The organism is Streptomyces sp. SLBN-8D4, from assembly GCF_049739545.1.
Classification (GTDB): domain Bacteria; phylum Actinomycetota; class Actinomycetes; order Streptomycetales; family Streptomycetaceae; genus Streptomyces; species Streptomyces canus_C.
In genome coordinates this window covers 6380937-6395027 of the sequence record NZ_JBMGQC010000001.1, presented here as the reverse complement: position 1 = coordinate 6395027, position 14091 = coordinate 6380937, and the positions used below count along the sequence as shown (strand labels likewise).

The following is a 14091-nucleotide window of genomic DNA, read 5'->3' as shown; positions in this document are numbered from 1 at the left end:
CAGGCGATAGCGCCCTGTCACCAGGAGCCCTGGTACTCCGCCGCGCCTCGCATTTCCCGTGTCTCCCGTATTCCCCGGCAATCCGCTGCACCCCCTCAACGATGTCCCGAGTGGAACACAATGGTCACACTTCGCGCCGTACCAGCATAGTGCGGAGAAATCTTGTGGTACCTCTTCAAGTACTGCGAATTCAGGCGCAGCCAAGGGGGGCGAACATGAGTTCTCGTCGTATGACGACCATTGCAGGATCGCTGGTCGCGGCATCTTTCTCGACGGTGATGATCTTTTCCTTCACCGCGAGCGCGGACGAGGGACCCGGCAGCAGCAAGGGGGGAAAGGCCGTTGACGAGGCGCCGGCCGGGGTGAAGCTGACGACGACGCTGCCGGAGAAGATCTCCGTCGACAACGGCTCGCAGAAGACCGACCTTACGGCCGGCGTGAAGAACGACGGGAGCAAGGACAGCGGAAAGATCAGGCTCTTGGTCGTCGGTTTCGACGGCATGACGGTCAAAAACGTTCAAGGCTGCTCTCCGATGGAAGAAAACGATCTGCCGGAGGGCTCGAACAGCGGATTCGTCTGCCCCATCGACAATCTCGCGGCCGGTAAGTCGAAGTCGTACGCCGTCGACGCGACATTCGATCTCAAGAAGACCGGAAAGATCTGTCTGCCGGTGCAGACCGGCGACGGGAAGAAGACGTTCTGGCAGCAGGGCCCGGTTCCGTTCGGTACGACGAACCCGTCGCCGAACGCCCCGGCCACCCCGCTGCTCCTGGGCACCGACAACAAGCCGGTGGCACCGGGCGGGGACGCCCCGAGCGAGTTGCCCAAGACCGGCGCGGAACGTGAACTGCTGCCGCTCGGGGCCGCGGGCGCCTCACTGATGGCGGCGGGCATGGCCGGGCTGTGGTGGTCGCAACGGCGGCCGCGGAGCACCGTCTGATCCGGAGCGGAAGACCGGCGGAGACCGGCGGAAGACGGCGGAGGCATAACCTGACGGAAGCTGTCAGGTTATGCCTCCAGCATGTCCGGCATGAACAGCTCGAATCGCGACGAAGTCACCAGTTTCCAGACCGGGTTCGCCCTGCGCCCCGACCTCGTGTTTCCGGTCCGCTCCCCCGACGACGTGGTCGCCGCGGTGCGCCGCGCGGCCGACGCGCGCCTGCCGGTGACCGCGCTGGCCACCGGACACGGACTGCCCGGCCCGGTGGAGGGCGGCGCGCTCATCAGCACCCGGCACCTGGACCGGGTGACCATCGATCCCGGGGCCCGTACCGCGCGTGTCCAGGCGGGTGTCCACTGGGGGCAGGTGGTCGAGGCGGCCGCGCCGTACGGGCTCGCTCCGCTCAACGGTTCCGCACCGGGCGTCGGTGCCGTGTCGTACACGCTGGGCGGCGGACTCGGCATCCTGGCAAGGGAGTTCGGCTATGCCGCCGACCACGTCCGCTCCCTGGACGTGGTCACCGGGGACGGCCGGCTGCGGCAGGTCGCCGAGGGGGACGAGCTGTACTGGGGCCTTCTCGGCGGCGGTCACCGCCTCGGGGTCGTCACCGAGCTGGAGATCGGACTCGTCCCCGTGCGGAGGCTCTACGGCGGTTCGCTCGCCTTCGACGGGCGCGAGGTCGATCCGGCGGCCCTGCTGCGGGCGTACGAGGAGTGGACCAGGACCGTACCGGACACGCTGACCTCGTCCTTCGCGGCCGTACCGTATCCGGACCTCCCGGCGCTGCCGCCGCACCTGCGCGGGCGGTACGTCGTCTCGGTCCGGGTCGCGTACACCGGCACCGACGGGGATCGACTCCTCGCCCCGCTGCGGGAGTTCGGCCCGGTGCCGGCGGACTCGCTGCGTGAGATGCCGTACACCGAGAGCCGCACCATCCACAGCGACCCCGACGCACCGCACAACTACTACGGGGACAGCGCGGTGCTCGGCGAACTGGACGTGGAGCGGGCCGGTGAGCTGCTCGCACGGACCGGGCCCGGCTCCGGGTCCATGGTCGTCGTACAGCTCAACCACCTGGGCGGGGCGCTGGCGCGACCTGCGCCGAACTCGGTGCCGTACCGCGAAGGGCGTTTCCTGCTACGGCTGTTGACCGGCGGCGGGCGTGAGCAAGCGCGTGCACTGCTGGACCCGGCCTTCGATCTCCTCGCGCCCGTCACTCTCGGCCGTACCGTCAACTTCGCCTTCGGGGCCGGGGACCGTACCGAAGGGCTGTACGACGCCGGAACGCGCAAGAGGCTCGCCGAGTTGGAGTCGCGGTACGACCCGGCGAGCCTCTTCAGGAGGGACGTCAGCGCTTGACGAGCTTCCAGGCGGTGGGCAGCACGCCCATCGCCAGGGCCGCCTTGAGGGCGTCGCCGAGCAGGAAGGGCGTGAGGCCGGCCGCGACGGCGGCGGACAGCGACATGTCGGCGGCGTAGGCGAGGTACGGGACGCCGACCGCGTAGATGATCGCCTCGCCGACCAGCATGGCACCCGCCGTCCGCCACACGTTCCGGTCGGCGCCGCGGCGGGCCAGGGCGCCGACGGCGGCGGAGGCCAGGATCATGCCGAGGATGTAGCCGAAGGAGACGGAGAACCCGGAGGTGCCCTGGGCGAACCACGGGAGCCCGGCGAGGCCGGCCAGCGCGTACAGGGCGAGGGAGGCGACACCGCGGCGGGCGCCGAGGGTCGTGCCGACGAGCAGTGCGGCGAAGGTCTGGCCGGTCACCGGCACCGGTGAACCCGGCACGGGCACCGACAGCTGCGCGGCGAGGCCGGTGAGCGCGGCGCCGCCCACCACGAGCGCGACGTCCCGGACGCGGGAGGCGGGGATCAGGTCGGCGAGGACCTGGCCGGTGCGGACGGGGGCGACGGCGGTGCTCATGGGTACTCCGCGGGTGTGAACGACAGGGGACACGGTGACGCTATCCCGGCGCCCTCCGGCCGATCACCGTCAACGGTCGACAAAGCCGGGAACAGGTGCTTGGTGGGCTCCGGACAAAGGGTGTGGGCTACACCCGGTCCGGCGTGACCCCTGTCACTGAGGTGAGGTGGCCGGGGCGACAGAGGCCTCGTTCTCACGGCTGTGGGGAATCACCAAACGAACCCTAGTGGTCTGGTCGGATTCACCCTTCCTGACCTACCCTTCCAGGCATGGTCGCCCAGTCCCGGTACTTCTCGTCGCGTCGCCACGTCGATCTGCGACGCGTGGGCACGGCTGTCTGTCGCCGTCCGATGTGAGGCGGGCTCCGGCGCGCCTCATCCTCCGAGACGTGTCGGCCCCCGTTACCGAGGACGGTCTTCCATGCCCCGTACCGCGGCACCCCCGGTCCCTGTCCCTTCCACCTCCCGGCGCCGGACGAGCGCCAGCGTCGTCCTGCGGTCCGTGCTGGAGCACGGTCCGGTGGCGCGCAGCACCATCGCCCGGCTGACCGGGCTGTCCCCGGCGTCCGTGACGGACTACTGCTCGCGCTTCACCGAACTCGGGCTGATCCGGGAGTCGGAGACGCCCCGGCGCTCCCAGGGTGTGGGCCGGCCCCATGTGCCCCTGGACCTCGACGAGTCACGGTTCGTCGTGGGCGGGGTCCATGTGGCCGTCCCCTATACGACCGTGGCGCTGCTCGATCTGCGCGGCCGGGTGGTTGCCGTACGGGAGCTCCGGCACGACGGGGCCGACGGCGCCGGCGGTGGCGGTGGCGGTGGCGGTGGCGGTGGCGACGCGATCCTGGCGCGTGCCGCCGACGGGCTCGCCGCGCTCCTCGCCCGGTCTCCGCGGCTGCGCTGCCTGGGGGTCGGCTTCGCGGCCGGCGGCTGGGTGGACCGGGACTCCGGGACCGTCGTCGAGCACCCCCTGCTGGGCTGGCACGAGGTGCCGGTGCGGGACGTGCTCGGCGCCCGGACCGGCCTGCCCGTCCATGTGGACGGCCACGCGCGGGCGTTGGTCAACGCGGAGCGGCTGTTCGGGCGGGCGCGCGGCAGCCGGAGCGTGCTGCACCTGTTCGTCGGCAATGTGGTGGACGCGGCGTTCGCCACCAACGACGAGGTGCATCACGGGCCGCGCTCCCAGGCGGGCGCGATCGCCCATCTCCCGGTGCCGGGCGGCACCGAGCCCTGCGACTGCGGGCGGACCGGATGCCTGCAGGCCGAGCTGAGCGAGCGGACGCTGTGCCGGCGGGCCCGGCGGGCGGGGATCGTCGAGGGCGTGAACCCGATGCACGTGGTCGCGGCGGCGGCCGCGGGCGACCCGGTGGCGGCACGGCTGCTGACCGAGCGGGCGCGCGCCGTGGGGCGGGCCGTGCGGCTGCTCCTCGACGTGCTGAACCCGGAGACGGTCGTGGTGACCGAGGTCGGCGTCCTGCACCGGGAGGACTGCCTCGCCGCCCTGCGCGAGGGCGTCGGCGACGACCGTGCGGCGTCGGTCATTCCGTCGAGTTTCCCGGATTCCGTCCTTGCCGTGGCGGGTGGTTCGGTGGCGCTCGACGTGCTCTACCGGGATCCGCTGGCCGCGTCACCTGAGGCTATTTAATTCAGAAACTCCGAATGTTGACAGGGGTTCCCCGGGACCGCGAACATCCTGTTCATGAGCCCGAACCTGCACTGTCGCACCCTTTGTTGCTGACACGTCGCCCCGTGTGACGCGCTCATTCCCCCTGCGTGAACGCATTTCTCCGTGACTTTCTCCTGCACTGATTCAGGGAGCATTCCCATGCCCTATTCCCGCACGTCCGGCATCGACCGGCGGCTGTTCCTCTCCTCGGTTCTCGGCGCCGCGGCCGGTGTCGCCGGCCTCAGCGGCTGCGCAGGCAGCAGTGCCGCCGCGGCCGGCGAGGACGACCTGTCCGCCCCGCTCGCCGCCAAGGTCCCGGCCGGCACGAGCCTGAAGATCGCCTCGTACTCCGGCACCCAGCAACTACAACTGAAACTCGGCAGGTTGGGTGATCCTCCGTTCAAGGTGACGAGCTGGGCCAATATCAGCGCCGGCCCGGATGTCATCAACGCCTTCCGTTCCGGCTCCCTCGACGTCGCCAACAACGCGGGAATCCCGCCGATCCAGGCGCATTTCCAGGGATTCGACGCGAAGATCGTCGCGATCAACATCACCCGCAAGCCGAACTACCTCTTCGCCACCAAGCCCGGCAGCGACATACGCACGGTCGAGGACTTCAGGGGGAAGAAGCTCGCGTTCTCGCAGGGGCAGGCCCAAGGAGTGGTCCTGCTACGGGCGTTGAAGAAGGCCGGGCTCGCCTACGACGAGGTGAAGCTGGTCCCGCTCACCAGCAACCAGTTCCTCACGGCCCTGCAGTCCGGCCAGGTGGACGTGGCCCCGCTCGCCAACAGCCAGGCGCCCGCCTACCTCCAGCAGTACGAGGCCAAGGGCGCCCACGCCATCACCACCGACGTGGTCGACCTGCTCAACCTGCTGTGGGCGCCGACCTCCGTGCTGGGCGACCGCGCGAAGGCCGCCGCGGTCGCCGCCTACATCCCGTACTGGGCCAGGGGCCAGGTGTGGACGTACGAGCACCCCCGACATCTGGAACGAGGAGTTCTACGTCAAGACGCAGAACCTGACCGCCGACCAGGCGAAGTCCGTCACCGCACTCGCCAACAAGCCCCTGTTTCCGCCGAGTTGGGACGAGGCGATCAAGTGGGAGCAGGAGACCGCGGATCTGCTGGCGGAGGGCGGCTTCGTGAAGAAGTTCGACGTGGGCGAGCTGTTCGACCACCGCTTCGAGGGCATCGCCGCGAAGTCCGTACCGGCGGAGTACCAGCGGTGAGCGCCGTGACCACGACGGTCGCCGTCGCCGCTCACGAGGTGAGCACGGAGGTTCGCAGGCGCCGCCGGCTCTCCCCCGGCCGGCGACTGCCCGCGGCCCGGCTCGTCGGGCCGGTCCTCCTGCTCGCCCTGTGGGCCGCCGCCTCCGCCGCGGGACGCCTCGATCCGGCCGCGGTCCCGGCGCCCTGGACGGTGGTGCGGACCGGCGCCCATCTGTGGACCGCCGGAACGCTGCCCACCGACATCCTGACCTCGCTCGGGCGAGCCGCGTCCGGCTTCGCGATCGGTCTCGGGGCCGGTGTCCTGCTGGCCCTGGCGGCCGGGCTCAGCCGGACCGGCGAGGCGCTGATCGACGGGACGGTGAACCTCAACCGGGCGATCCCCACCCTCGGTCTGATCCCGCTGTTCATCCTCTGGCTGGGCATCGGCGAGTCCTTCAAGGTCGCCATCATCGCGATCGTCGTCTACATCCCGATCTATCTGAACACCCATGCCGCCCTGGCCGGCATCGACCACCGCTACGTCGAACTCGCCGAGGTCCAGGGCCTGTCGAGGTTCGCCTTCGTACGGCAGATCGTCATCCCCGGCGCGCTGCCCGGATTCTTCGTGGGACTCCGGCTCGGTGTCACCGGCTCCTGGCTGGGCCTGGTCGTCCTGGAGCAGATCAACGCCACCAGCGGACTCGGCTACCTGATGTTCCAGGCCCAGAACTACGGCCAGAGCGATGTGATCCTCGTCGGTCTCGTCGTCTACGGCGTCTTCGGCCTGGTCTCCGACAGCGCGGTCCGTCTCGTCGAACGGAGGGTGCTGTCATGGCGCCGCACACTGAGCAGCTGACCCGGCCGGCCGTACGACTGCGGGGCCTGACCCGGTCGTTCGGTGGGCGTACGGTCCTCGACGGCGTCGACCTCGACATCCCGGCCGGACAGTTCGTCGCCCTGCTCGGGCACAGCGGCTCCGGCAAGAGCACGCTGCTGCGGGCGGTGGCGGGGCTGGACCACGAGGTGGTGGGCAGCGGGCGGCTGACCGCCCCCGAAAGGGTGTCCGTGGTCTTCCAGGACTCCCGGCTGCTGCCCTGGCGGCGGGTGCTGGACAACGTCCTGCTGGGCACGGACGGCGAGGACAGGGGACGGGAGGCGTTGGCCGAGGTGGGTCTCGCCGGCCGCGAACGCGCCTGGCCGAGCGAACTGTCCGGCGGCGAGGCCCAGCGCGCCGCTCTCGCCCGCTCGCTGGTCCGCGAACCCGAACTCCTGCTGGCCGACGAGCCGTTCGGCGCCCTGGACGCGTTGACGCGCATCAGGATGCACGCGCTGCTGCGGGAGCTGTGGAAACGCCACCAGCCGTCCGTCCTGCTCGTCACCCACGACGTGGACGAGGCGATCGTGCTCGCCGACCGGGTGCTCGTACTCGAAGAGGGCCGTATCGGCCTCGACCTGACCATCGACCGTCCGCACCCGCGTTCCTACCGGGATCCCCTGCTGGGCGAGTACCGCGAACGACTGCTGACCGCGCTCGGCGTCACGGAGGACCACGCATGACCGCACGACAGCTCCACCTCAACGCGTTCCTGATGACCACCGGCCACCACGAGGCCTCCTGGCGGCTGCCCGAGAGCGACCCCTTCGCGCACGTCTCCCTCGACCACTACGTTCACCTCGCCCGGATCGCGGAGCGCGGGACCTTCGACTCGCTCTTCCTCGCCGACGGACCGCAGCTGTGGAGCAGCCTCGCCCAGCGGCCCGCCGGTGCGCTGGAACCCCTCACCCTGCTGACCGCGCTGGCGACGGCCACCGAGCACATCGGGCTGATCGCGACCGCCTCCACGTCCTACAACTCGCCCTACAACCTGGCCCGGAAGTTCGCCTCGCTGGACATCATCAGCGGCGGCCGGGCGGGCTGGAACATCGTCACCACGGCCGGCGCGGAGGCCGCCCGCAACTTCGGTCTGGACGCGGAGCCGGCGCACGCCGAGCGGTACGCGAGAGCCGCCGAGTTCCTCGACGTGGCCCTCAAGCTGTGGGACAGCTGGGAGGACGACGCGATCGTCGGCGACAAGGCGGCCGGCGTCTGGGGCGACGACGCGAAGATCCACCCGCCCCGCCACCGGGGGACGTACTTCAGCGTCGAGGGCGCCCTCAACGTGCCCCGCACACCCCAGGGTTACCCGCTGCTCGTCCAGGCGGGTTCCAGTGAGGACGGCAAGGAGTTCGCGTCCCGGTACGCGGAGGCCGTGTTCACCGCCCAGCAGACCGTCGAGGACGCGCGGGCCTTCTACGCCGACCTCAAGGCACGGACCTCAAGAGCGGGTCGCGACCCCGAGCACATCAAGGTGCTGCCCGGCATCGTCCCCGTCATCGGCGCCACCGAGGCCGAGGCGCTCGCGAGGGAACAGGAGCTGGAGGACCACATCGTGCACCGGCACGGGGTGGCGAACCTTGAGCGGCTGCTGCAACTGCCCGTGGGCACCCTTGAGTTGGACGGGCAGCTGCCCGCCGACCTGCCGCCCGAGTCCGCCGTCGAGGGTGCCAAGAGCCGCTACACGCTGGTCGTGGAGCTGGCCCGGCGTGACCGGCTCACCGTGCGGCAGCTGATCGGACGGCTCGGCGGCGGGCGCGGTCATCTCACCTTCGCCGGCACGCCCGAGCAGGTCGCCGACGCCATCGAGACGTGGTTCACGCAGGGTGCCGCCGACGGCTTCAACATCATGCCCGCGGTGCTCCCCTCGGGCCTGGACGCCTTCGTCGACCACGTCGTCCCGATCCTGCGCAGCCGCGGCCTGCTCCGCACGGAATACGGCCCGCGCCGGACCCTGCGGGAGCGCTACGGCCTTCCCCGCCCCGCCAACCAGCACGTCCAGCCCGCCTACGTCTAGGAAGGACCCCTCCCATGTCCGGTATCGAGATCCGCAAGGTCACCGCGAACATCGGCGCCCAGGTCTTCGGCGTCGACCTAGCCAAGCCGCTCGACGAGGAGACGGCCACGGCTCTTCGTGACGCCCTCAACACCCACAAGGCGCTGGTCTTCAGCGACGTGCACCTCGACGACGAGGGCCAGCAGGCCTTCGCCCGGCACTTCGGCGAACTCACCACCGCCCATCCGACCGTGCCCGCCGTCGACGGCGCCCCGAACGTCCTGCCCGTCGACAGCGAGGGAGGCCGTGCCGCCAACCACTGGCACACCGACGTCACCTTCGTCCTCAACCCGCCCCAGGCCAGCACCCTGCGCAGCCTGACGGTCCCGCCGTACGGCGGCGAGACCCTGATCGCCAACTCGGCGGCCGCCTACCGGGATCTGCCGGAGCCCCTCAGGCGCCTCGCCGACGACCTGTGGGCCGAGCACACCAACGACTACGACTACGCCGTACCGGAGGAGACGCTGGACGAGGAACAGGCAGCCCGGCGCGCCCAGTTCACGTCCATCAAGTTCCGCACGGCCCACCCCGTGGTCCGCGTCCACCCGCTGACCGGTGAACGGGGGCTGTTCATCGGCGGGTTCGCGCAGCGGATCGTGGGCCTGTCGACGGGCGAGTCCCGCAAGCTCCTCGATCTGCTCCAGTCGTACGTGACCCGCCCGGAGAACCTGCTGCGCCACCGCTGGTCGGAGAACCAGCTCGTCCTGTTCGACAACCGGATCACCCAGCACTACGCCGTCGACAACTACGACGGTCTGCCGCGCCGGCTGCACCGGGTGACCGTAGCCGGGGACGTCCCGGTGGGCATCGAGGGCAAGGAGAGCTACTCGATCCAGGGCGACGCCTCGCCCTACACCGCCGTAGCCGCGTAGTCACCGTCAGTCCCGGACGGGTCCGCATCGTGGGCGGTCTCCCCTCTGACCAGGGGAGACCACCCAGACTGTGGGCGTTTTTGCCCGTCTCACGCACTGGACGAACCCGCCCATGCCCAGCACCACCGTCAAGACCCCACAAGGGTCCGACGCCTCCCTGACCCATGGCCTCAAGCAGCGCCACCTGTCGATGATCGCCCTCGGCGGAGTGATCGGCGCCGGACTGTTCGTCGGATCCGGCGCGGGGATCGCCGCCGCCGGCCCGTCGATCGTCCTCGCCTACACGCTCTCCGGTCTCCTCGTGATGCTGGTGATGCGGATGCTCGGCGAGCTGTCGGCCGCACACCCCTCCTCCGGCTCCTTCTCCGCGCACGCCGAGCGGGCGTTCGGCCCCTGGGCGGGCTTCACCGTCGGCTGGTCCTTCTGGATCCTGCTGTGCACGGCCGTGGGACTGGAGGGCATCGGCGCCGCGAAGATCGTGACCGGCTGGCTCCCGGGGACCCCCGAGTGGGCCTGGGTGGCGCTGTTCATGCTGGTCTTCTGCGGCACGAACCTGGCCGCGGTGAAGAACTTCGGCGAGTTCGAGTTCTGGTTCGCGGCCCTCAAGGTGGCCGCGATCGCCCTGTTCCTGATCCTCGGAGTGCTGGCGATCGCCGGCGTCCTGCCCGGTACGGACGCGCCGGGCACCGCGAACCTCACCGGCCGAGGGGGCTTCTTCCCGGGCGGCGGCGAGGGCCTGGTCGTCGGCCTGCTCGCCTCTGTCTTCGCGTACGGCGGCCTGGAGACGGTCACCATCGCGGCCGCCGAGTCGGAGGACCCGGTGCGCGGGGTGGCGAGCGCGGTCCGTACGGCGATGTGGCGCATCGCGCTGTTCTACGTCGGCTCGATGGCGGTCATCGTCACCCTGGTCCCGTGGGACGCGCGGGCGGTCGTGGAGAAGGGGCCGTACGTCGCCGCCCTCGACGAACTGGGCATCCCGGGAGCGGGCCGGCTCATGAACGTGGTCGTCCTCGTCGCCCTCCTCTCCGCGATGAACGCCAACGTCTACGGCTCCTCCCGCATCGCCTACTCCCTGGTCGAGCGGGGCCTCGGCCCCGGCGCCCTGGGCCGCGTCCACGGCGGTGTCCCCCGCCTCGCGGTCCTCGCCTCCAGCGTCTTCGGCTTCGTCTGCGTGGTCCTCAGCCACTGGCGCCCCGACGACGTCTTCTCGTGGCTCCTCAACATGATCGGCGCGGTCATCCTGGTCGTCTGGGCCTTCATCGCCGTATCCCAGCTGCGGCTGCGCCGCGCGCTGGAACGCGAGGCCGCCGAGCGGCTGACCGTGCGCATGTGGGCCTTCCCGTACCTGACCTGGGTCGCCCTGGCCGGCATGGCGGCGATCCTCGTCCTGATGGCCCGGGAGCCTGGCACGCGGGTGCAGCTGTACTGGACGGGCGGCCTGACTCTGGTCCTGGCGGGTGCGGGACACGCGTGGCAGAAGGCGCGCGCCGGGCGGCGGGCGAAAGCCCCCGCGAGGACGTGACTCGCGGGGGCTTCCCGGGTGCGGTCAGGCCTTGCGGGCCAGGCCGCCGTGCTGGCCGATCGGGGCCGGGACCGTGTCGCCGTCCGGGCGCCACAGCGGGACCGACACGACGCCCGGGTCCACCAGCTCCAGGCCCTCGAAGAACGCCTCGATCTTGTCCACCGGACGCAGGAAGTAGGGCACCGCGCCGGTCTCGTTGTAGGCGTCCTGGGCGTGCTCGTAGTCCGGGTCGGTGCCGCGGGAGCCGTCGTTGATGCACAGGTAGCTGCCGGAGGGCAGGCCCGCCACCAGTCGGCCGACCAGCTCGCGGGCAAGGTCGTAGTCGCCGACATGGCCGAGGATGCCGCTGAGGATCAGGGCCGTGGGGCGGGTGAGGTCGAGGGTCCGGGAGGCGGCCTCCAGGATCTTCTCCGGCTCGTAGAGCGTCAGGTCCTCGTACGCCGTCTCGCCCTCCGGGGTGGAGGTGAGCAGGGCGCGGGCGTGGGCGAGGACCAGCGGGTCGTTGTCGACGTAGACGATCTTCGATTCGGGGGCGCTGCGCTGGGCGACCTCGTGGGTGTTGTCGACCGTGGGCAGCCCGGTGCCGACGTCCAGGAACTGGCGGACGCCCGCCTCCTCGACGAGGTACCGGATGCTGCGGCCGAGAAAGGCGCGGCTGCTGCGGGCGATCGTGACGATGCCGGGGAAGACGGCCGTGTAGGCGTCGCCGGCCGCTTCGTCGACGGGGTAGTTGTCCTTGCCGCCGAGCCAGTAGTTCCAGATCCGGGCCGAATGCGGCACCGAGGTGTCGATCTCCGTCATGTTCCTATCGTGCTACGACCGGTCCTGCTCGCACGGCACATTGAGGGAGAGAAGTGCGGCGGATCCGTGCTTGTCGAGGCGGAGTTCGGTGATCGCCGCGTTGCGCAACCGCGGGAACACTCTGCGGTACTCCCTGAGCGGGATCGACAGCAGCGCGCACAGCGTCAGCCGCAGCAGGGTGTTGTGGGCGACGACGAGGACGCGCTCGCCGGGGTGGGCGGCGGCGATGGTGCGCAGGGCCTGCGTGCCCCGGGCTGCGGCCGCCGCCGGGTCCTCCGCGCCGGGGAAGGGGTAGGCCACCGGGTCCGCGCGGAAGGCCTCGGCGGCGTCGGGCACCTCCGCGGCGAACTCCGCGAGGGTACGGCCCTCCACCACCCCGAAGTCGCACTCCCTCAGGCCGGGTTCGCGGTGCGGGGAGACGCCGAGGGCACGGCAGGCCGGGTCGGCGGTGGCGATCGCCCGCGACAGGGGTGACGTCCAGATCGCGTCGGGGCGGTGTACTCCGGCCCACCGCCCGAGCGCCGCCGCCTGGGCCCGCCCCTCGTCGGTGAGCCCGATGTCGCTCACGCCCGCGTAGCGGTTCTCGGCATGCCAGATGGTCTGCCCGTGGCGGGTCAGCAGGAGGGTGGTGCTCATGTCTGGGTCCCGTCTTCGAGTGCGGCGCCGTCGTGGCTGGTCGCGCAGTTCCCCGCGCCCCTAGGTAGGTGGGTGTCCAGGCTGGTTTTCTCAGTTCAGTCGGCTGTGTGCGTGTGCCGCTACCGGGGTCGGGAGCCAGCCCCGCTTCGTGAGTTCGTCGATGAGGCGGGCGTAGGGCTCGGCGAACAGGGCCGTGCGGCCGGGGCGTGGTTCGAGGACCGTGCGGATGCGGACCATGCGCTCCGCGAGGTCCGGCAAGGGCTCCCCGGTGACGCCGTGGGCCGCCAACGCCGCCATTCCCAGGGCCGGTTCGGTCTGTTCGGGTACGCGGGCCGGGCGGCCGAGGATGTCGGCGCGGAGCTGGTTCCAGTAGGAGCTGCGGGCCGCGCCGCCGGTGAAGGTGAGGGGGCCGTCGAGCGGGGCGCCCAGGTGGTGCAGGTAGTCGCGGCAGAGGCGTTCCGCGAACCCGACGCCCTGGAGGAGCCCGGCCCAGCGGTCGGCGTCGTCGGCGGGGGTGCCGAGGAGGAGGGCGGTGGCGTCCGGCGCGCGGAAGGGGAACCGCTCCCCCCGCGACACCAGCGGGTAGGCCAACGCGCCGGACGGCTCGTACGCGGCCGCCCGTTCGTCCATGGCCCCGGGGTCCAGGTCCGTCGGGAGCGCCCCCGCGCCCACGCTCGACGCCCCGCCGGGCAGCCAGGTGCCGCCCGGCGCACGGTGGTTGTAGACCACGCCGCTCGGGTCCCGCACCGGGTCCGGGGTGGCCCCCTTCAGTACGAGGGTGGTGCCGAGCACCGAGTTCCAGGACCCGTGCCGCAGGGCACCCGCGGCGATCTGGGCCGCGCAGCCGTCGGTCATCCCGGCGACGACAGGCGTGCCGCCGGGGATGCCGGTCGCCTCCGCGGCGGCCGCGCAGACCTCGCCGAGCCGGGTGCCGGGCAGAACGACCTCGGGAAGGTCCAGGGCGACTTCCGGCCAGGCGCCGCGCTCGACGTCGTAGCCCGTCTTGAGGGCGTGGCTGGAGTCGGTGGGCACCGGGCGGCCGACCAGGTGTGCGGTGACGACGTCGGGTTGGTGGGTGACCCGGCCGCCCTGTCCGCCGTACTCCCGCATCAGCCACAGCGCCTTCGGCAGCGCCCACGTGTCCTGTACCGCGAGTCCCGCCGCACGCAGCCGGGCCGCCTCGTCCGCCGCGCGTGCGTCGTCGTACATGAGCGCCGGGCTCGTCGGCCGGCCCTCCGGGTCGGTCAGCAGCACCGTCCCCGACGTCCCGCACACCGCGAGTCCGCCGATCCGTACACCCGTCAGGGTGAGAAGCGCGGAACGGGACGCCGTGCGCACCGCCTCCCACCACTGACCCGGATCCTGCTCGTGCCGCACGCCCTCACGCATGCCGCCGAGCGGGGCGGACCCCTGGCCCAGCACGGTTCCGTCGGCCGTGACCGCCAGCGCGCGCACGCTCTGCGTGCCGAGGTCGATCCCCAGCCACGCCGTCTCGTTCTCGTCCGTCATCCCTGTCATCGGAGCCTCCCACCCGCACGGGGTCTATGCGTACCCGGGACTCGCGGCTCAACATCGTCTCAGTGAAGCGACGATCC

General features: G+C 71.3%; 13 protein-coding genes and 1 pseudogene. 10 read left to right on the top strand and 4 right to left on the bottom strand.

What is annotated here, in order from left to right:
* The first annotated feature begins 215 nt into the window (after window positions 1-215).
* Window positions 216-941, top strand: coding sequence for an LPXTG cell wall anchor domain-containing protein (locus RKD20_RS29000; RefSeq protein WP_424883349.1), 726 nt, complete (start codon window positions 216-218; stop codon window positions 939-941).
* Window positions 942-1022: 81 nt separating this feature from the next.
* Window positions 1023-2300 (top strand): FAD-binding oxidoreductase, encoded by a 1278-nt coding sequence (locus RKD20_RS28995; protein ID WP_424880273.1) that lies wholly within the window; start codon window positions 1023-1025, stop codon window positions 2298-2300.
* Here the strand turns inward: RKD20_RS28995 and RKD20_RS28990 are convergent.
* Window positions 2290-2865, bottom strand: coding sequence for a biotin transporter BioY (locus tag RKD20_RS28990; protein ID WP_007382035.1), 576 nt, complete (start codon window positions 2863-2865; stop codon window positions 2290-2292). The genes RKD20_RS28995 and RKD20_RS28990 overlap by 11 nt on opposite strands.
* Window positions 2866-3134: 269 nt before the next feature.
* Here RKD20_RS28990 and RKD20_RS28985 point away from each other — a divergent pair, with 269 nt between their 5' ends.
* From RKD20_RS28985 to RKD20_RS28950, 8 genes and pseudogenes are all read left to right on the top strand, one after another.
* The gene (locus RKD20_RS28985; protein ID WP_424883348.1) at window positions 3135-3221 is read left to right on the top strand and encodes a putative leader peptide; all 87 of its coding nucleotides are present in this window, start codon (window positions 3135-3137) and stop codon (window positions 3219-3221) included.
* Window positions 3222-3285: 64 nt separating this feature from the next.
* Window positions 3286-4506 (top strand): ROK family protein, encoded by a 1221-nt coding sequence (locus tag RKD20_RS28980; protein ID WP_424880272.1) that lies wholly within the window; start codon window positions 3286-3288, stop codon window positions 4504-4506.
* Window positions 4507-4686: 180 nt separating this feature from the next.
* Window positions 4687-5755: pseudogene (locus RKD20_RS28975) on the top strand (ABC transporter substrate-binding protein).
* Window positions 5752-6591, top strand: a complete 840-nt coding sequence (locus RKD20_RS28970) for an ABC transporter permease (RefSeq protein WP_424880271.1) — start codon at window positions 5752-5754, stop codon at window positions 6589-6591. The pseudogene RKD20_RS28975 and the gene RKD20_RS28970 overlap by 4 nt, the downstream one beginning before the upstream one ends.
* Window positions 6567-7292: an ABC transporter ATP-binding protein gene (locus RKD20_RS28965; RefSeq protein WP_424880270.1), complete on the top strand. Its 726-nt coding sequence runs from the start codon at window positions 6567-6569 to the stop codon at window positions 7290-7292. Before RKD20_RS28970 ends, RKD20_RS28965 begins: the two co-directional genes overlap by 25 nt.
* Complete coding sequence (locus RKD20_RS28960; protein ID WP_424880269.1) at window positions 7289-8626, top strand: LLM class flavin-dependent oxidoreductase; 1338 nt, start codon at window positions 7289-7291, stop codon at window positions 8624-8626. Before RKD20_RS28965 ends, RKD20_RS28960 begins: the two co-directional genes overlap by 4 nt.
* A 14-nt stretch (window positions 8627-8640) precedes the next feature.
* Window positions 8641-9537, top strand: a complete 897-nt coding sequence (locus RKD20_RS28955; RefSeq protein WP_424880268.1) for a TauD/TfdA dioxygenase family protein — start codon at window positions 8641-8643, stop codon at window positions 9535-9537.
* A gap of 112 nt (window positions 9538-9649) precedes the next feature.
* On the top strand, window positions 9650-11059 hold the full coding sequence (locus RKD20_RS28950; protein WP_424880267.1) for an amino acid permease: 1410 nt from the start codon (window positions 9650-9652) through the stop codon (window positions 11057-11059).
* 24 nt (window positions 11060-11083) lie between these two features.
* Here RKD20_RS28950 and RKD20_RS28945 read toward each other — a convergent pair whose 3' ends face one another.
* The 3 genes from RKD20_RS28945 to RKD20_RS28935 all read right to left on the bottom strand — a co-directional run bounded on the left by RKD20_RS28945 (window position 11084) and on the right by RKD20_RS28935 (window position 14005).
* Window positions 11084-11860 (bottom strand): SAM-dependent methyltransferase, encoded by a 777-nt coding sequence (locus RKD20_RS28945; RefSeq protein ID WP_020116407.1) that lies wholly within the window; start codon window positions 11858-11860, stop codon window positions 11084-11086.
* Between the two features lie 12 nt (window positions 11861-11872).
* Window positions 11873-12496 carry a histidine phosphatase family protein gene (locus RKD20_RS28940; protein WP_424880266.1) on the bottom strand — a complete coding sequence of 208 codons (624 nt, stop codon included), beginning with the start codon at window positions 12494-12496 and terminating at the stop codon, window positions 11873-11875.
* 90 nt (window positions 12497-12586) lie between these two features.
* Entirely contained in the window at window positions 12587-14005 is a 1419-nt protein-coding gene (locus RKD20_RS28935) for an FGGY-family carbohydrate kinase (protein ID WP_424883347.1), read from the bottom strand.
* Window positions 14006-14091 lie beyond the last annotated feature (86 nt).